At 62.9% G+C, this 16146-nt stretch carries 16 protein-coding genes; 14 read left to right on the top strand and 2 right to left on the bottom strand.

Annotated features, from left to right (window positions below):
* Positions 1-14: 14 nt before the first annotated feature.
* The 3 genes from odhB (at position 15) to zapE (ending at position 3973) form a co-directional block, all read left to right on the top strand.
* A complete protein-coding gene (gene odhB, locus BM136_RS08335) occupies positions 15-1268 on the top strand; it encodes a 2-oxoglutarate dehydrogenase complex dihydrolipoyllysine-residue succinyltransferase (protein ID WP_092971426.1) in 1254 nt (417 codons plus the stop codon).
* Between the two features lie 69 nt (positions 1269-1337).
* A complete protein-coding gene (gene lpdA, locus BM136_RS08330) occupies positions 1338-2774 on the top strand; it encodes a dihydrolipoyl dehydrogenase (RefSeq protein WP_092971425.1) in 1437 nt (478 codons plus the stop codon).
* Positions 2775-2875: 101 nt separating this feature from the next.
* Positions 2876-3973 carry a cell division protein ZapE gene (zapE, locus tag BM136_RS08325; protein WP_092971424.1) on the top strand — a complete coding sequence of 366 codons (1098 nt, stop codon included), beginning with the start codon at positions 2876-2878 and terminating at the stop codon, positions 3971-3973.
* Between the two features lie 20 nt (positions 3974-3993).
* Here the strand turns inward: zapE and BM136_RS08320 are convergent, their stop codons facing one another.
* Positions 3994-4836, bottom strand: a complete 843-nt coding sequence (locus BM136_RS08320) for a 2-phosphosulfolactate phosphatase (RefSeq protein ID WP_092971423.1) — start codon at positions 4834-4836, stop codon at positions 3994-3996.
* Positions 4837-5011: 175 nt separating this feature from the next.
* On the opposite strand from BM136_RS08320, the gene BM136_RS08315 reads away from it, so the two are divergent.
* The 9 genes from BM136_RS08315 (at position 5012) to BM136_RS08275 (ending at position 13079) form a co-directional block, all read left to right on the top strand.
* Positions 5012-7555 (top strand): heavy metal translocating P-type ATPase, encoded by a 2544-nt coding sequence (locus BM136_RS08315; protein ID WP_092971422.1) that lies wholly within the window; start codon positions 5012-5014, stop codon positions 7553-7555.
* Between the two features lie 10 nt (positions 7556-7565).
* Positions 7566-7745, top strand: a complete 180-nt coding sequence (gene ccoS / locus BM136_RS08310; RefSeq protein ID WP_092971421.1) for a cbb3-type cytochrome oxidase assembly protein CcoS — start codon at positions 7566-7568, stop codon at positions 7743-7745.
* Between the two features lie 95 nt (positions 7746-7840).
* Positions 7841-9298 (top strand): cytochrome-c oxidase, cbb3-type subunit I, encoded by a 1458-nt coding sequence (gene ccoN, locus BM136_RS08305; RefSeq protein ID WP_092971420.1) that lies wholly within the window; start codon positions 7841-7843, stop codon positions 9296-9298.
* A gap of 10 nt (positions 9299-9308) precedes the next feature.
* Positions 9309-9992, top strand: a complete 684-nt coding sequence (ccoO, locus tag BM136_RS08300) for a cytochrome-c oxidase, cbb3-type subunit II (RefSeq protein WP_092971419.1) — start codon at positions 9309-9311, stop codon at positions 9990-9992.
* 3 nt (positions 9993-9995) lie between these two features.
* Positions 9996-10178 carry a cbb3-type cytochrome oxidase subunit 3 gene (locus tag BM136_RS08295; protein WP_009238364.1) on the top strand — a complete coding sequence of 61 codons (183 nt, stop codon included), beginning with the start codon at positions 9996-9998 and terminating at the stop codon, positions 10176-10178.
* Between the two features lie 12 nt (positions 10179-10190).
* Positions 10191-11114 (top strand): cytochrome-c oxidase, cbb3-type subunit III, encoded by a 924-nt coding sequence (gene ccoP, locus BM136_RS08290; protein WP_092971418.1) that lies wholly within the window; start codon positions 10191-10193, stop codon positions 11112-11114.
* The gene (gene ccoG, locus BM136_RS08285) at positions 11111-12574 is read left to right on the top strand and encodes a cytochrome c oxidase accessory protein CcoG (protein ID WP_092971417.1); all 1464 of its coding nucleotides are present in this window, start codon (positions 11111-11113) and stop codon (positions 12572-12574) included. The genes ccoP and ccoG overlap by 4 nt, the downstream gene beginning before the upstream one ends.
* Before the next feature lie 26 nt (positions 12575-12600).
* Positions 12601-12828: a FixH family protein gene (locus BM136_RS08280; RefSeq protein ID WP_092971416.1), complete on the top strand. Its 228-nt coding sequence runs from the start codon at positions 12601-12603 to the stop codon at positions 12826-12828.
* Positions 12825-13079, top strand: a complete 255-nt coding sequence (locus BM136_RS08275) for a hypothetical protein (RefSeq protein ID WP_092971415.1) — start codon at positions 12825-12827, stop codon at positions 13077-13079. The genes BM136_RS08280 and BM136_RS08275 overlap by 4 nt, the downstream gene beginning before the upstream one ends.
* 20 nt (positions 13080-13099) lie before the next feature.
* On the opposite strand, the gene fnr is transcribed toward BM136_RS08275, so the two are convergent.
* Positions 13100-13828 carry a fumarate/nitrate reduction transcriptional regulator Fnr gene (gene fnr / locus BM136_RS08270; RefSeq protein WP_092971874.1) on the bottom strand — a complete coding sequence of 243 codons (729 nt, stop codon included), beginning with the start codon at positions 13826-13828 and terminating at the stop codon, positions 13100-13102.
* A gap of 181 nt (positions 13829-14009) precedes the next feature.
* Between fnr and BM136_RS08265 the strand changes: the two genes are divergently transcribed.
* The gene (locus tag BM136_RS08265) at positions 14010-14753 is read left to right on the top strand and encodes a sulfite exporter TauE/SafE family protein (protein ID WP_092971414.1); all 744 of its coding nucleotides are present in this window, start codon (positions 14010-14012) and stop codon (positions 14751-14753) included.
* Positions 14754-15237: 484 nt separating this feature from the next.
* Positions 15238-16077, top strand: coding sequence for an SMC-Scp complex subunit ScpB (gene scpB, locus BM136_RS08260; protein ID WP_092971873.1), 840 nt, complete (start codon positions 15238-15240; stop codon positions 16075-16077).
* The last annotated feature ends 69 nt before the right edge of the window (positions 16078-16146 follow it).

The raw sequence follows: 16146 nt of genomic DNA, 5'->3' as shown, positions 1-16146 counted from the left end.
AAGGAACCACCGAAATGGCTATCGTTGAAGTCAAGGTCCCGCAGTTTTCCGAGTCCGTTGAAGAAGGCACGCTGATCTCCTGGAAGAAGAAGCCGGGCGAAGCCGTGGCCCAGGATGAAATCCTGATCGAAGTCGAGACCGATAAGGTCGTGCTGGAAGTGCCGGCTCCGTCGGCTGGCGTGCTGGCCGAAGTGCTGGTGGCGGACGGCGCAACCGTGACGTCGGAACAGCTGCTGGCCAAGATCGACACCGAAGGCAAGGCAGGCGCCGCTGCTCCGGCTGCTGCTGCACCGGCTCCCGCAACCGCTGCACCGGCGCCGGCTGCTGCCGCTCCGGCTGCCGCTGCCGCAGGTGGCGTGGCCATGCCGTCGGCTGCAAAGCTGATGGCTGAGAACAATCTGTCGGCTGGCCAGGTGGCCGGCACGGGCCGCGATGGCCGCATCACCAAGGGCGACGTGCTGGGTGCCGTGGCTGGTGGCGCCAAGCCGGCTGCTGCTGCCGCTCCGCAAGCCGCACGTCCGGCGTTGCAGCAAGTGGCTGCTCCGGTGGACTTCGCCGCTCTGGGCGACCGCCCGGAAGAGCGCGTGCCGATGAGCCGCCTGCGCGCCCGTATCGCCGAACGCCTGGTGCAGTCGCAATCGACCAACGCCATCCTCACCACCTTCAACGAAGTCAACATGAAGCCGGTGATGGACTTGCGCGCCAAGTTCAAGGACCAGTTCGAGAAGACCCACGGCGTGAAGCTGGGCTTCATGTCGTTCTTCGTGAAGGCGGCTGTCCACGCGCTGAAGAAGTACCCAGTCATCAACGCATCGGTTGACGGCAACGACATCGTCTACCACGGCTACTTCGACATCGGTATCGCTGTCGGCTCGCCGCGCGGCCTGGTGGTGCCCATCCTGCGCAATGCCGACCAGATGAGCCTGGCCGATATCGAGAAGAAGATTGCCGAGTTCGGCCAGAAGGCCAAGGACGGCAAGCTGACGCTGGACGACCTGACCGGCGGTACGTTCTCGATCTCGAACGGCGGCACGTTCGGCTCGATGCTGTCGACCCCGATCATCAACCCGCCGCAATCGGCCATCCTGGGCGTTCACGCCACTAAGGATCGCGCCGTGGTGGAGAACGGCCAAGTCGTGGTCCGCCCGATGAACTACCTGGCCATGTCCTACGACCACCGCATCATCGACGGCCGCGAAGCCGTGCTGGGCCTGGTGGCAATGAAGGAAGCGCTGGAAGATCCGGCCCGCCTGCTGCTGGACCTGTAATCGACGCGTTGATGACCTGAGACGCCGCAGCCCGTTGGGTGCAGCGGCGTCCGAATCGAGGATTTCTCCATGAGCAAAGAATTTGACGTGCTGGTGATCGGCGCCGGCCCCGGTGGCTACATCGCCGCCATCCGCGCTGGCCAGCTGGGCCTGAACGTGGCCTGCTGCGAAGACAACGCCTACGACGATCCGAAGGGCGAGCCGCGCCTGGGGGGCACCTGCCTGAACGTCGGCTGCATTCCCTCGAAGGCGTTGCTAGCCTCGTCGGAAGAGTTCGAGAACGTGAACCACCATCTGGCCGACCACGGCATCACGGTGGACGGCGTCAAGGTCGACGTGGCCAAGATGCTCAAGCGCAAGGACGACATCGTCGGCAAGATGACCAAGGGCATCGAGTTCCTGTTCCGCAAGAACAAGGTGACGCTGCTCAAGGGCCACGGCAAGTTCGTCGGCAAGACCGACGCTGGCTATCAGGTCGAGATTGCAGGCAAGGCAGGCACGGAAGTCGTGACGGCCAAGCACGTGATCATCGCTACGGGCTCGAAGGCTCGTCATCTGCCGGGCGTGAAGGTCGACAACGTGACCATCGCCGACAACGAAGGCGCACTGAAGTTTGGCGAAGTGCCGAAGAAGCTGGGCGTGATCGGTGCCGGCGTGATCGGCCTCGAGCTGGGCTCGGTGTGGCGCCGTCTGGGCGCCGAAGTGACGATTCTCGAAGCGCTGCCGAGCTTCCTCGGTGCGGCTGACGAATCCGTTGCCAAGGAAGCCAACAAGCTGCTGACCAAGCAGGGCCTGAAGATCAACGTCGGCGTGAAGGTCGGCGAGATCGAATCGTCGGGCAAGGGAGTAAAGGTCAACTACACCGACGCTGCCGGCGCTGCGCAAGTGCTGGAGTGCGACAAGCTGATCGTGTCGATCGGCCGCGTGCCGAACACCGACAACCTGGGCTTGGAAGCGATCGGCCTGGCGGCGGATCAGCGTGGCTTTATCGAGGTGGACGAACACTGCGCGACCAAGCTGCCGAACCTGTGGGCGATCGGTGACGTCGTGCGCGGCCCGATGCTGGCGCACAAGGCAGAAGACGAAGGCGTGGCCGTGGCCGAGCGCATCGTCGGTCAGAAGCCGCACATCGACTACAACTGCATTCCGTGGGTTATCTACACGTACCCGGAAATTGCATGGGTGGGCAAGACCGAGCAGCAGCTCAAGGCCGAAGGCCGCGAGACCAAGGCTGGCCAGTTCCCGTTCATGGCGAACGGTCGTGCACTGGGCATGGGCGCATCCGACGGTTTCGTGAAGGTCATCGCTGATGCGAAGACCGATGAAATCCTGGGCGTGCACATCGTGGCGGCCAACGCCTCGGACTTGGTTGCCGAAGCCGTGGTGGCAATGGAGTTCAAGGCTGCAGCTGAAGATATCGGCCGTATCTGCCATCCGCACCCTTCGATGTCGGAAGTGATGCGCGAAGCTGCGCTGGCGGTCGACAAGCGTCAGCTCAATATGTAAATCGCAAGCCGCAAGGCAAGCACGATGCCCGGTGAATCCACAAGATTGCCGGGCATCGGTCCATTTGGGCCCGCAAACGGTGCCCCAAGCAGATTAAGCAGATGAACGTCCAGGAAACCTACCTACAGGAACTGAAGGCGCGCGGCTATCAGCCCGACGAAGCGCAACAACGCGCCGTCGATCGCCTGCAGCGGTGCTACGACGAATGGGTTGCCTACAAGGCCCGTCGTTCGAACGCGCTGCGCAAGATGCTCGTGCGCCCCGATTTGCCGCGTGGGGTCTACATGTGGGGCGGGGTGGGGCGCGGCAAGTCGTTCCTGATGGATGCGTTCTATAGCTGCGTGCCATTGGTGCGCAAGACGCGTCTGCACTTTCACGAGTTCATGCGCGAAGTGCATCGCCAACTGGAAGAACTGCGCGGCCGGGCTGATCCGCTGGACGAGCTGGCCCGTCGCATCGCCAAGCGCTACCGCTTGATCTGTTTTGACGAATTCCACGTCAGCGACGTTGCCGACGCGATGATCCTGCACCGCTTGCTCGATCAGCTCTTTGCCAACGGTGTGCAGTTTGTGATGACGTCCAACTATCGTCCGGACTTGCTGTATCCGGACGGCCTGCACCGCGACCGTGTGCTGCCGGCCATTGCGCTGCTGCAGGAGAAGCTCGACGTCCTCAACGTCGACGCGGGCGTCGATTACCGCAAGCGCGCGATGGAGCAAGTGCAAGCCTACTACACGCCGCTAGGCGCGAAGGCCAATTCGGCGTTGCGCGATGCGTTTACGGCGGTGGCCGGAGTGCCTGACGAATCGCCGGTGCTGCGCATCGAGCACCGTGAGATTCGTGCGGCGCGCAAGGCCGGCGGTGTGGTGTGGTTCGACTTCGCCACGCTGTGCGGTGGCCCGCGCTCGCAGAACGATTATTTGGAGATCGCTTCGCGCTTTCACACCGTTATCCTGGCCGATGTGCCGAAGATGACGCCGCGCATGGCATCGGAGGCGCGCCGCTTCACGTGGCTGATCGACGTGTTCTACGACCACAAGGTCAAGCTGCTGATGTCGGCGGAGGTGCCGGCAGACGAGTTGTACACCGAAGGCCAGATGGCCAACGAATTCCAGCGGACCGTGTCGCGCATCGTCGAGATGCAGTCGCGCGAATACCTCGAGGCACCTCGCCGCGAAGTGGACACGTCACTGACCTGATCTCGCCCGCTGCCGTGTGACTAGTGCGACGTCGGCGGCGAATTGCGATGCGACGGCGGCGCCTGCGAGGGCCGCAAGCTGGCGCCAAAGAAGTCCTGTGGCAGGCGCTCGGTTTTGCGATTGACGTTGCGGAACGCGCCTTCCACCAGCATGGGCGCGACATTGCTCACATCGGTTTGCGACGCCATGGTCACGTCTTCGGTAAAGCCGCGTTCGCACAGCTCGCGGCCGGACACAGAATCAAGCAGCCACGCTTTCATCATGCCGGTCTGCGACGCCTCGCGATAAATCGCGCGAGCGGCGAGCGCTTCGGGCGAGAGCGCTTGCGGCAAGAACCCCGCCACCGTTTCCGACAGGTGATGCACGATCGCACCGGCGGCGAGCCAGTCTTCAAGGGCGGGGCGCAGGCTGCCATCGGCCCAGCGTTCTCCTGAGGCCACCACGGCCACGCGACGGCCCAGCCGCGATGCTGCTTCAGCCACCGCGCGCGCGTTGCGCAGGCAACCAGCAAACGTCGGCGTCGATCCGGTGGCGAGTGCGAGTGTTGCCCCATTAGGCGAGGGCAGGACGAGGTTGCTGCCCATTGGCAATTCCCGCAGCGACGTTGGCGAGAGCGTATACCCCGCCTGACTGCGGTTGTGGCCCGCCAGCATGGCCCCGGCACGGCGCGCGAAGGTTTCAGCGCTGGCGTCGCGCCATGGGTACGGATAGATGCGTGCCCCGCGCGCCACGGCCACATCCACACAAGTGCAGAAGGAAAGCACGTCCACCACGATGACGGCGTCGCAATGTGGCGCCAGCGCGGATGCTCCGTGCTCGCCCCATTCGCAGTGGATGTTGTACAGGCTGAATTCGGTTGCCATGTCGCGCCCTCCTGGTTGGCTGGTGCAGCTATTCACTATAGGCGGCTTATTTTTTTATGGGAAAGTGGGTATGTTGAGGTGCGCTGAGGGTCGCATTTCAGGCTGATTCTTATTGGACCGTGCTTGATGCGTATCAAGGGCGCGCCGGGGGATGCTGGCTAGCATCGTCCTCATAATGACGACGATATTCGCCCCCAACCATCCAACCGCGCCGGTTGCCGGCATAGGTTCGCCTCCTGGCCCGAGCGGAGCCGCCGCGTCGCGCATCACCTGCTATCACTGCGCATCGCCACTGGATGGCGCCACCGCTCTCCGCGCTGACATCGGCGGCAAGTCCCGCGAATTTTGCTGTGCCGGCTGCCAGGCTGTCGCGCAAACGCTGCACGCCTCCGGCATGGGCCACGTCTATGACGGCCCAATCGCTTTCGCCAAGCCCATCGAAGGTGACCGTCGCACCGAAGCCGAAGCTGTTTGGGCAACCTACGATCTGCCCGTCATGCGTGAGCGCTTCGTGCGCACGAGCGCTGACGGTGCGGAAGAACTTTCCCTTGCGATCAGCGGCATGCGTTGCGCTGCGTGCGTCTGGCTGATCGAGCGTGCGCTCTCGCGAGTGCCGGGCGTGCGCGAAGCTACCGTCAATTACGCCACGGAACGTGCGCGCATCGTCGGAGATGCAGGGGCGATGCGGCTGTCCGCGGTGTTCGCTGCCATTGCCGACGTCGGATATGAAGCCTGGCCAGACCAGCCGTCCGCCCGCCGCACTGCCGAGGCGCGCGAACGCCGCAGCCTGCTGATCCGCTTGGGGCTGGCGATGCTCGGCATGATGCAAGTGATGATGTACGCGTGGCCGGTGTACCTGCACGGCAGCGACATCCCCGCGAGCCAGACGCGCCTGATGCAGTGGGCCAGCCTGATGCTGACCGTGCCCGTGGTGTTGATTTCTGCGCGACCCATCTTCATCAATGCGTGGCGGCAAGTGAGGCATGCGCACGTCGGCATGGATGTGCCCGTGGCGCTGGGGATCGGCGCAGCGTTCATTGCCAGCGTATTCGCTACGTTGCGTGGTCATGGCGAAACGTATTTCGATTCCGTGACGATGTTCGTCGCTTTCCTGCTGGCGGCGCGCTATCTCGAACTGCGTGCGCGGCAGAGTGCAGCTTCCGGCGCTGAAGCGTTGGTGCATCAGTTGCCAGCCACCTGCCGGCGGTTCCATGCCGAAAGCGGCGCGCTGGAAACCATCCCCGTTGCAGCCTTGCAGCAAGGCGATTGCGTGGAAGTGCGCGCCGGTGAAGTTCTGCCCGCCGACGGCACCATTGAACGCGGCACCACTGAGATCGACGAATCGCTTCTCTCCGGTGAAAGCGTGCCGCGCCCGCGCGACGTGGGCGCGACCGTGCTGGCAGGCAGCTACAACGTCGTCAGCGCCATTCGCGTGCGTGTCAATCGCGTAGGCGCCCAGACACGCCTTGCCGCCATCGTGGATCTGCTGGAACGCGCCTTGACGGACAAGCCACGCATGGCTGAACTCGCTGATCGTGTTGCCGGGCGCTTTGTGGCAGTGCTGCTCGGCTGGGCGCTACTGACGGCGATCGCGTGGTGGTGGATCGATCCGACACGCATGTTTGCCGTCACCGTGGCGGTGCTGGTGGTGAGTTGCCCATGTGCGTTGTCGCTGGCCACGCCGTCTGCGCTGGCCGCGGCCAGTGGAGCGCTGGCACGGCGCGGTGTGCTGGTCACGCGTGGCCACGCGATCGAGAGCCTGGCAGCCGTGACGGACGTGCTGCTCGACAAGACCGGTACGCTCACCGAGGGGCGTTTGCGCTTGCTGAGCATCGAGACCTTCGCCGATGTGGATGCCGAACACTGCCTCGCATTGGCATGCGCGATGGAGCAATCCGAGAATCACCCGATCGCCCAGTCGCTGCGGGCCGCCACCTCCGCTGAAATGCCGTTGCCAACGTTGGGGCGCGTGACCAATGTGCCGGGGCAGGGCGTGTATGCCCTGGCCGATAACCAATTGGTGCGTCTTGGAACGCAGTCGTTCGCGGCAGTGCACTACGCAGATCAGCCCGTTGCTTCCATTCGTTACGGCACGGAAGCACCGATGGAGGAAGTGCCGCCGGCGGCCGCATGCACGTCGGTCTGGCTCGGCCGCAATGGCCAACCGCTCGCGCGCTTCACTCTGGCCGATACGCCGCGGGCCGATGCGCCTGCATGCCTGAGTGCCTTGCGCGCACAAGGATTGCGCTTGCACCTCGTTTCCGGCGATGCGCCTGAGACCGTGCACTGGTGGGCCAACCGCCTCGGCATCGACCGCGCCGCGGGCGGCGTCAGCCCGGAAGACAAACGCGCCTACGTGCGCAAGCTGCAGGCAGACGGCGCCCGTGTGCTTGCCGTCGGCGACGGCATCAACGATGCGCCGTTGCTCGCCCAGGCGCAGGTCTCCATCGCCATTGGGTCGGGTGCGCCCCTCGCCCAGGCCGGCGCCGACGCCATCCTCACCGAGCCTCGCCTGTTTGCCATTAGCGAGGCCGTGTCGATCGGCCGTCGCACGTTGCGCGTGGTGCGCCAGAACCTCGGCTGGGCTTTCGCCTACAACGCGATCAGCATTCCGCTCGCCACGCTGGGGTGGCTGTCGCCGCTGGCGGCGGGCATCGGCATGTCGGTGTCGTCGTTGCTGGTAGCGCTCAATGCGTGGCGCTTGTCGCGCGCGGTCTAGGAGGGCTGCCATGGAAACCCTATTCCTGCTGATTCCGCTGTCGCTGATGTTGGTTGTGGCGATTGTCGGAGTGCTGTGGTGGGCGGTCGGCTCGGGGCAGTACGACGATCTCAAGGCGCCGGCTGAATCGATTTTGCTCGACCCTGATACCCCGGTGCGTGACGCAATGTCGCGGGACGGAACTACTTGACCACGTTGGCTGGGGTGCCTTGATGCACGTCAAGACTCGATTGTCGCCCCATTCTTAACATGACCCTATCAAACCAACACTCTCGGGGAGCAAGCATGCAATCGTCCAGCGCGTTGCAGCCCACCCAGACCTTCAACTACCGCGTTGTTCGCCAGTTCTCGATCATGACGATCGTCTGGGGCATCGTCGGTATGGCGGTCGGTGCGCTGATCGCGGCCCAGTTGATCTGGCCGCAACTGAATTTCGGGGTGCCTTGGCTGACCTATGGTCGGCTGCGTCCTCTGCACACGAATGCCGTCATCTTTGCGTTTGGCGGCAGCGCACTGTTTGCGACGTCTTACTACATCGTGCAGCGTACATGCCAGGTGCGTTTGCTTTCCGACAAGCTCGCCGCCTTCACGTTCTGGGGCTGGCAGGCGGTGATCGTGGCCGCCGCCATCACGCTGCCGCTTGGCTACACGAGTTCGAAGGAATACGCCGAACTCGAATGGCCGATCGACATCCTGATCACCGTGGTGTGGGTGGCCTACGCGATCGTCTTCTTCGGCACCATTGCCAAGCGCAAGACCCGGCACATCTACGTCGCCAACTGGTTCTTCGGCGCCTACATCATCACGATCGCGCTGCTGCATATCGTCAACAACGCTGAGTTGCCGGTGTCGCTGTTCAAGTCCTATTCGGCTTATGCCGGTGTGCAGGATGCGATGGTGCAATGGTGGTATGGTCACAACGCAGTGGGCTTCTTCCTGACCACCAGCTTCCTGGGCATGATGTATTACTTCGTGCCCAAGCAGGCCGAGCGCCCGATCTATTCGTATCGCTTGTCGATCGTGCACTTCTGGGCACTGAACTTCACGTACATGTGGGCGGGCCCTCACCACCTGCAATACACCGCACTGCCTGACTGGGCTCAGTCGCTCGGCATGGTGTTCTCGCTCATTCTGCTGGCGCCGTCGTGGGGCGGCATGATCAACGGGATCATGACCCTGTCGGGCGCCTGGCACAAACTGCGCACCGATCCGATCCTGAAGTTCCTCGTGGTGGCGCTGTCGTTCTACGGCATGGCGACGTTCGAGGGCTCGATGATGTCCATCAAGACCGTGAATGCGCTGTCGCACTACACCGATTGGACGATCGGGCACGTTCACTCGGGTGCCCTCGGCTGGGTGGCGATGATCACCATCGGTTCGATGTACTACATGATCCCGCGGCTGTTTGGCCAACAGAGGATGTACAGCACACGCCTGATCGAGGTGCACTTCTGGGTGGCGACCATCGGCGTGGTGCTCTACATCGCTGCCATGTGGGTTGCCGGCGTGATGCAAGGTCTGATGTGGCGCGCTACTGAGGCCGACGGCACGCTGACCTACAGCTTCGTTGAAGCGGTGAAGGCAACGTACCCGTTCTATCTGATTCGCCTCGCTGGCGGCCTGTGCTTCCTGGGCGGCATGCTGCTGATGGCATTCAACGTGTTCAAGACCATCCAGGGCAGCAAGGCCGTCGATGCACCAATTCCTCAACCGGCCCAGACCCCGATGGTCGCGGCTCAGTGAGGAGGGGAACATGAGCAACCAATCCAACAAGTTTTTCTCGCACGAGACGCTGGAAAAGAACATCGGCTTCCTGATTGTGCTGACGCTGGTGGTGGTCAGCATTGCAGGCCTGGTGCAGATCGTGCCGCTGTTCTTTCAGCATTCGACCACTGAACCGGTCAAGGGCATCGCTCCGTATTCGCCGCTGCGGCTGGCGGGGCGCGACATCTACATCCGCGAAGGCTGCGTCGGGTGCCACTCGCAGCAAGTGCGTACGCTGCGCGCCGAAACCGAACGCTACGGCCACTATTCGCTGGCAGGCGAATCGGTGTTCGATCACCCGTTCCTGTGGGGCTCCAAGCGCACGGGCCCGGATCTGGCACGCGTGGGGCAACGCTATTCGGACGACTGGCATCGCATCCATCTGCGCGACCCGCGTGAGGTGGTGCCCGAGTCGAACATGCCTTCGTATGTGTGGCTCTCGAAGACGCCGCTGGACAACAGCGACATCGAAAAGAAGATGCACGTCCTGCGCCAGCTCGGTGTGCCGTACACGGATGCGCAGATCGCCGGGGCGCGTGAGCAACTCGCAGGCAAGACGGAAGAGGATGCCGTGGTCGCCTACCTGCAAGGCCTCGGTGTGGAACTGCGCAACGTCCGGGACGTGGCTGTCGAGCCGGCTGCCGCGCCTGCCACCGTTGCGGCCAAGGAGTGAGCCATGGCCATGCTGAGTGCAATTGCGACTGCCGTCTTCCTCGTGCTGTTCGTCTGCATTACCTGGTGGGCATTCTCCGCGCATCGCCGCGCTGCGAATGCGGAATCGGCCATGCTGCCGTTTCTGCTGCCCGATGAGGCCGAGGTCGCCGGTGCGCGCGCAGACGCGTCGCGCCCGCATCAATAAGGACACAGAATCATGAGCGACTTCATTTCGGAGTTCTGGGGGTATTACATCGCAGCGATCGCCTTGGTCGGCATCGTGTGGTGCATCTGGCTGCTGTTCTCCCAGCGGCGCATTCAAGTGGCACCGGGGCACAGCGCCGGTGAAGATACAGGCCATGTCTGGGATGGCGATCTGCGTGAATTGAACAATCCGCTGCCGCGCTGGTGGATGTGGATGTTCCTGCTGTCGTGCATCTTTGCGTTGGGATACCTGATCCTGTACCCCGGCCTGGGTGCATACGGCGGAGTGCTTGGTTTCTCCACGCGCGGCGAGCTGGCCTCGCAGCGTGCGGCGGCCGATGCTCAGGTCCGCCCGCTCTATGAGCGCTATGCCGGCATGGACATCAAGCAGATCGCCGCCGACCCGCAGGCCCATGAGATCGGCCAGCGCCTGTTCCTGAACAACTGTGCGCAGTGCCATGGCTCGGACGCTGGCGGCGCGAAGGGCTTCCCGAACCTGACCGACAACGACTGGCTGTACGGCGGCGAGCCCGAGACGATCTTGACGACCATCACCAAGGGGCGTCACGGCGTCATGCCATCCCTCGCGGCGGTGGTGGACGGCAATCAGGCTGTCAACGTGGCCAACTATGTGCGTTCGCTGTCGGGCCTGTCTTACGACCCGATCAAGGCAGCGCGTGGCGAACCGACGTTCAAGTCGGTCTGCGCGGCCTGCCACACGGCAACCGGCAAGGGCAATCAGGCGCTCGGCGCGCCCAACCTGACCGACCGCGTCTGGCTGTACGGCAGTTCGGAAGCGACCATCGTCGAGACCATCCTCAAGGGCCGTGACAACACAATGCCGGCACACGAGAACCTGCTCTCGCCGGAGAAGATCCGCATGCTGGCGGCTTATGTCTGGGGTCTGTCGAACAGCAACACGAGTCACGCGCAATGAGCGACAAAGAACCAGCCTGGCGCCCGATGACGCCCGCCACCGCGGCGGCGGGCGCCGAGGACGCCCCGACCGAGCAGATGCTCTATGAGGTCCGGCGCAAGATTTATCCGCGCGCCGTGACCGGCGCCTTCGCGCGTTGGCGCGTCTGGCTGGTGTTGGCCACGCAAGCCATTTTTTATGGCTTGCCGTGGTTCCAGTGGAACGGTCGCCAAGCAGTGCTGTTCGACCTGGGCGCACGCAAGTTCTACCTCTTTGGCCTCGTGTTGTGGCCGCAGGATGTCATCTATCTGACGGTGCTGCTGGTGCTATCGGCGCTGGCGCTGTTTCTGTTTACGGCGGTGGCAGGGCGGCTCTTCTGCGGCTATGCCTGTCCGCAGACGGTCTACACAGAAATCTTTATGTGGATCGAGCGGCATGTCGAAGGTGACCGCTTTGCCCGCATCCGGCTCGATGGCGAGCGTTGGAGCTTGCGCAAGCTGCGCCTCAAGGCCACCAAGCATTCGGCTTGGGTGCTGATCGCGCTGTGGACGGGCTTCACCTTCGTCGGCTTCTTCACGCCGATCCGCGACCTGGGCATGGAGACCTGGACGCTGTCGCTCGGCCCTTGGCAGACGTTCTGGATGCTGTTCTACGCATTTGCGACCTGGGGTAACGCCGGTTTCATGCGCGAACAGGTCTGCCGCTACATGTGTCCCTACGCTCGTTTCCAGAGCGTGATGGTCGATCCCGATACCTACGTCGTCACTTATGACACGCAGCGCGGTGAGCCGCGCGGAAGCCGATCGCGCAACGCTGATTTCGAAGCGCAGGGTCTGGGTGCCTGCGTGGACTGCAGCATCTGTGTACAGGTATGCCCGACCGGCATCGACATCCGCCAGGGGCTGCAATACGAATGTATCGGTTGCGGCGCCTGCATTGACGCCTGCGATCAGGTCATGGACAAGATGCGTTACGCGCGCGGTCTGATCCGCTATACGTCGGAACGCGCGATGCGCGATCGGCTCAGTCCGAAGGACGCCCGTCGGCATCTGCTGCGCCCGCGGGTGCTGATCTATACCGGGATCATGTTGGTGCTCATCACCGGCTTCATCGTGGCGTTGACCATGCGGCAGCCGCTCAAGGTCGACGTGATTCGTGATCGTGGTGCACTGGCCCGTGAAGTAGACGGCGGCAAGATCGAGAACGTTTATCGCCTGCAACTGATGAACGCGTCCGAGCACCCCATACGCGTGACCATCACCGCCGAGGGCATGCCGGAACTGGACGTGCAGGGCGGCAGCGGCGAGTCGACCACATTGGAGTTGCCGCCCGCGGCCAACCGACTGCTGCCTGTGCGCGTACGCCGGCCGGCCGACGATGCCGCCCCCGGCTCGCACAAAATCCGTTTCGTCATCCATGCAGACAGCGGTAGCGACAGCCTCGTACTGCGCGAACCGTCGAGCTTCATCGTGCCGCGCTGATGCGGCATCCCCAACAGGAGGCAACGATGCACGCAACGCAATCTTCCGCACAGGCCCGTCCCTGGTGGCGCGAGCCCTGGCCATGGCTGCTGATGGCAGGGCCGTTCGTCGCCATGGTCGGCTGCGGCGTCACCATCTGGCTGGCAATGTCGCATCCCGATCCTGCTATTCATGACAACGTGGTGCGCCGCGGTTTGGTTGTTGAAAAGACGGTCGTCGCGCCGCCACATGCCATTCACGCGGAGGCCCGATGAAACGTCGACTGCTGATGTGGATTCTGTGGCCGGCATTTCTGTCGGCCGCGTTGGCTGAGCTGGTGGTTTTTGCGGTGGTGGACCCCGCCGACCTGCGCTTCTTCGGCGAACAGATCACGGTGTCGACCCAGGCGGTCTACACCGTGTCGTTCTTTGTGTTCTGGTTGCTGTGCGGATTGTCGAGCGCGCTGACGCTCTATGTGTCACCGGGCATCGGCAAACTGGAAGCGCATGAACACCCGCTCGTGTGAACGGGAGCCATGGAAGCAGCTTAGGCGGCCTGACCGCTCATGACCTGGCGCAGGCCGGCCAGGTCGACCAACTTGACGTGGCGCTGGCGGATCTGAATGAGACCCGCTTCGGCAAAGCGCGAGAACAGGCGGCTGACGGTTTCGAGCTTCAGACCCAGATAGCTGCCAAGTTCTTCGCGGCTCATACGCAGAACAAACTCGGTCGACGAATATCCTCGCTGGGCCGATCGCTTCGAGAGGTTGAGCAGGAACGCTGCCAGACGCTCCTCCGCACGCATGGAGCCCAGCGTGAGAAGCATCAGATGATCCTGAGAGATTTCCTTGCTCATGATGCGCAGGAACTGATGCTGCAGCGAAGGCAGCCGGCGCGAAAGGTGCTGCAGCTCGTCGTAGCGCACCACGCAGACTTCAGTATCTTCGAGCGCGGTGGCGTCCGACACGTGGCGCATGTCGCCAATGCCATCGAGCCCGACGATTTCACCCGGCAGATGGAACCCAGTGATCTGGTGTCGACCGTCTTCAAGCGTCAGATGGGTTTTGAGCGTGCCGAAACGAATGCCGTAAACCGCTTCCAGAGGCTCCCCCAAGGAATAGAGCGATTGCCCCTTCTTAATGCGGATGCGTTCGCCGACCAAATCGTCCATCTTGCGCACGTCGTCCGAGTTCATTCCCACCGGCAGGCAGATTTGCCCGAGTACGCAGGTGGAACAACGCGAGGCTTGGTCGGTAAGTGCGATTCGAGTGAGCACGGGCGGGGGCGGCTGAATTTCGGGAAAGTGAAATGAGTAATTCTTGTGGTGCAACTGAGCCTTATTATAACGGCGACCTTCTCCGCGTCGGACATTTCCGATGCGGCAAAACGCACCAATTACGCTTAGTTCGCAACAGCAAAACGAAAACCTTGGCCCATATCAAAAGAGCGTCAGAAAGATGAGTGCCGCCGCGCTTCTGAGCGTTTTCCTGATTGCGTTGCTCGGCGGTGTCCATTGTCTGGCGATGTGCAGCGGTATCGCACTCGCGGCCGAGCGTGGGGCGGTGGCGGTGCGGATCGTGTCTCGCCGCCGACTATGGTTTGAGCAGGTCGTCATGCATGCCGGCCGGCTGACCACCTATACGCTGCTTGGCGCAATCATGGGTGCGATGGGTGCGACCGTCTGGCGCCAGCAATGGCTGCCGATTCAACGTGGCTTGTTTGCCTTCGCCAGTGCATTGCTACTCGCCTACGGTTTGTTGCTGCTCATGCGTTCCGCCGGAGATGTGTGGCGCAGCGTGTGGCTTGAGCGCTTGCTCGGCCGCGTCGCTGGTGGTCTGTCTCTAGTGGCCGCTAGGCTGGGCGGCAAGCTTCAGCGTCAGCCGCCGTTGCTGCGCCGCTATGTCACGGGTATGGCGTGGGGCTTAGTGCCGTGCGGTATGGTTTACGGCGCATTGGCTGTAGCGTTGTTGGCAGGCAACGCAGCCTCAGGGGCCGTGGTTATGCTCGTCTTTGGTGCCGGCACACTGCCCAACCTTCTGATGATGTCTGGCTTGGCCGGGTGGTTGCGAGGTCTGTCGCGCCAGCGATGGGCGCGAAGCGCGGCTGGCATCGCCATCGCCGGATTTGGGGTCTGGGGGCTGGTTCACGCGATCTGGCTGCCAGAGATGCTTAACGCACACGGATTCTGTCTCGTGCTGTAAGCGCTTAAAGCGCGTAGAAATCACCATCCGGCCCGGGATGGGAGGCTAGGACATCTTCCCGGTTGCGGCGCTGCTGGAAATTGCCCTACAATCGACAACAATTCGATTCGCCACCCGCGCAAATCAACAATCCCAAGCGCGGCGCCAAGCGATGCCATCCAGCGGTAGAGTCACCCTGGACAGTCGATTCGGGCGGGCTGCCGTTCTTCTTGGTAGTCGTCCGGTGCAGTATCCGTCCCCATGGCGGCGGAAGAAATTGCCCTTGTGGTGCCTGACCGGCACCGGATCAACTCGCTCCTCCGGCCCTACTTTGCGGGCACAGCCACTGCGTTTCGGTGCAGGACCAATTGAATAATTGGCCTTCGCGCGCCGGGCCCGGGTGGGCAACAGCATTCAGAAATGCCGCGTGCTTCGCGGCGGGACGACAAACCTCAAGCGTGACGGCGACTGGCCGTGCGCGAGCAATGACGAGCCGCTCAACCCGATGAATACCCAAGAGGCGAAGATCGTCCTCGAGACCGCGCTGATCTGCGCGCAGGATCCGTTGCGAGTCAATGACTTGCGCAAGCTCTTCGACGAAGATGTTTCCGCAGACACCATCCGTGTGCTGCTCGAAGAACTGCGCCAGGACTGGCTGAATCGCGGTGTCGAACTGGTCGCGCTGGCCTCCGGCTGGCGCCTGCAGAGCCGCCCGGAAATGCGCGTGTATCTCGATCGCCTGCATCCGGAAAAGCCGCCCAAGTACTCGCGTGCCGTGATGGAAACCCTGGCGATCATCGCTTATCGCCAGCCGGTCACCCGCGGCGATATCGAAGACATTCGCGGTGTGACGGTCAACACGCAGGTCATCAAGCAGATTGAAGACCGCGGCTGGATCGAGGTCATCGGTCATCGCGACGTGCCGGGTCGCCCCGCGCTGTATGCGACGACCAAGCAGTTTCTCGACGATCTTGGCTTGCGCTCGCTGGACGAACTGCCGCCGCTGGAAGATGCCCGCGCTCAGGCGCAGGCGAGCCTTCTGGAGCAGGGCGCCATTGAATTCGAGGGTGGTGCAATTGCGGTAGAAGAGCTGACAGCGATGGTCAACGACGCGCCGGGAGGTGCTGAGAGCGTAGAGGCTCTGGTGGAGGGCTCTGCCGGATCGCCCGTTGGCGAGGCTTCCGTCGAAGCAGCTGAAACGCCAGCGCAGCCTGTTGGGGTTGCGGTGGGTGATGAGCCAGAGCTGGAAACCGAGTCGCAAGCGATGAATGCGACCGAGGCAACTGAAGACGAGTACAAAACACCGGTCGAGCCGCCTGCGGCTCCCGCCAATGAACATTCGTGACGCCATGCCTGCCGCACAGTCGGTGCATGGTCTGAACCCCTAGATTTTTTGAAGACGTTGTGAGCACCC

It is taken from the genome of Ralstonia sp. NFACC01 (assembly GCF_900115545.1).
Classification (GTDB): domain Bacteria; phylum Pseudomonadota; class Gammaproteobacteria; order Burkholderiales; family Burkholderiaceae; genus Ralstonia; species Ralstonia mojiangensis.
The sequence above is the reverse complement of the archived record's forward strand: the minus strand, read 5'-3'. Positions and strand labels throughout refer to the sequence as shown.

Bases quoted from the DNA above. Each gene is read 5' to 3' on its own strand.
- BM136_RS08295 (WP_009238364.1), top strand. From the start codon at position 9,996: ATGGCCATGCTGAGTGCAATTGCGACTGCCGTCTTCCTCGTGCTGTTC.
- BM136_RS08315 (WP_092971422.1), top strand. From the start codon at position 5,012: ATGACGACGATATTCGCCCCCAACCATCCAACCGCGCCGGTTGCCGGC.
- odhB (WP_092971426.1), top strand. From the start codon at position 15: ATGGCTATCGTTGAAGTCAAGGTCCCGCAGTTTTCCGAGTCCGTTGAA.
- BM136_RS08320 (WP_092971423.1), bottom strand. From the start codon at position 4,836: ATGGCAACCGAATTCAGCCTGTACAACATCCACTGCGAATGGGGCGAG.
- lpdA (WP_092971425.1), top strand. From the start codon at position 1,338: ATGAGCAAAGAATTTGACGTGCTGGTGATCGGCGCCGGCCCCGGTGGC.
- scpB (WP_092971873.1), top strand. From the start codon at position 15,238: ATGAATACCCAAGAGGCGAAGATCGTCCTCGAGACCGCGCTGATCTGC.
- zapE (WP_092971424.1), top strand. From the start codon at position 2,876: ATGAACGTCCAGGAAACCTACCTACAGGAACTGAAGGCGCGCGGCTAT.
- ccoG (WP_092971417.1), top strand. From the start codon at position 11,111: ATGAGCGACAAAGAACCAGCCTGGCGCCCGATGACGCCCGCCACCGCG.
- BM136_RS08275 (WP_092971415.1), top strand. From the start codon at position 12,825: ATGAAACGTCGACTGCTGATGTGGATTCTGTGGCCGGCATTTCTGTCG.
- ccoN (WP_092971420.1), top strand. From the start codon at position 7,841: ATGCAATCGTCCAGCGCGTTGCAGCCCACCCAGACCTTCAACTACCGC.
- BM136_RS08280 (WP_092971416.1), top strand. From the start codon at position 12,601: ATGCACGCAACGCAATCTTCCGCACAGGCCCGTCCCTGGTGGCGCGAG.
- ccoO (WP_092971419.1), top strand. From the start codon at position 9,309: ATGAGCAACCAATCCAACAAGTTTTTCTCGCACGAGACGCTGGAAAAG.
- ccoS (WP_092971421.1), top strand. From the start codon at position 7,566: ATGGAAACCCTATTCCTGCTGATTCCGCTGTCGCTGATGTTGGTTGTG.
- BM136_RS08265 (WP_092971414.1), top strand. From the start codon at position 14,010: ATGAGTGCCGCCGCGCTTCTGAGCGTTTTCCTGATTGCGTTGCTCGGC.
- ccoP (WP_092971418.1), top strand. From the start codon at position 10,191: ATGAGCGACTTCATTTCGGAGTTCTGGGGGTATTACATCGCAGCGATC.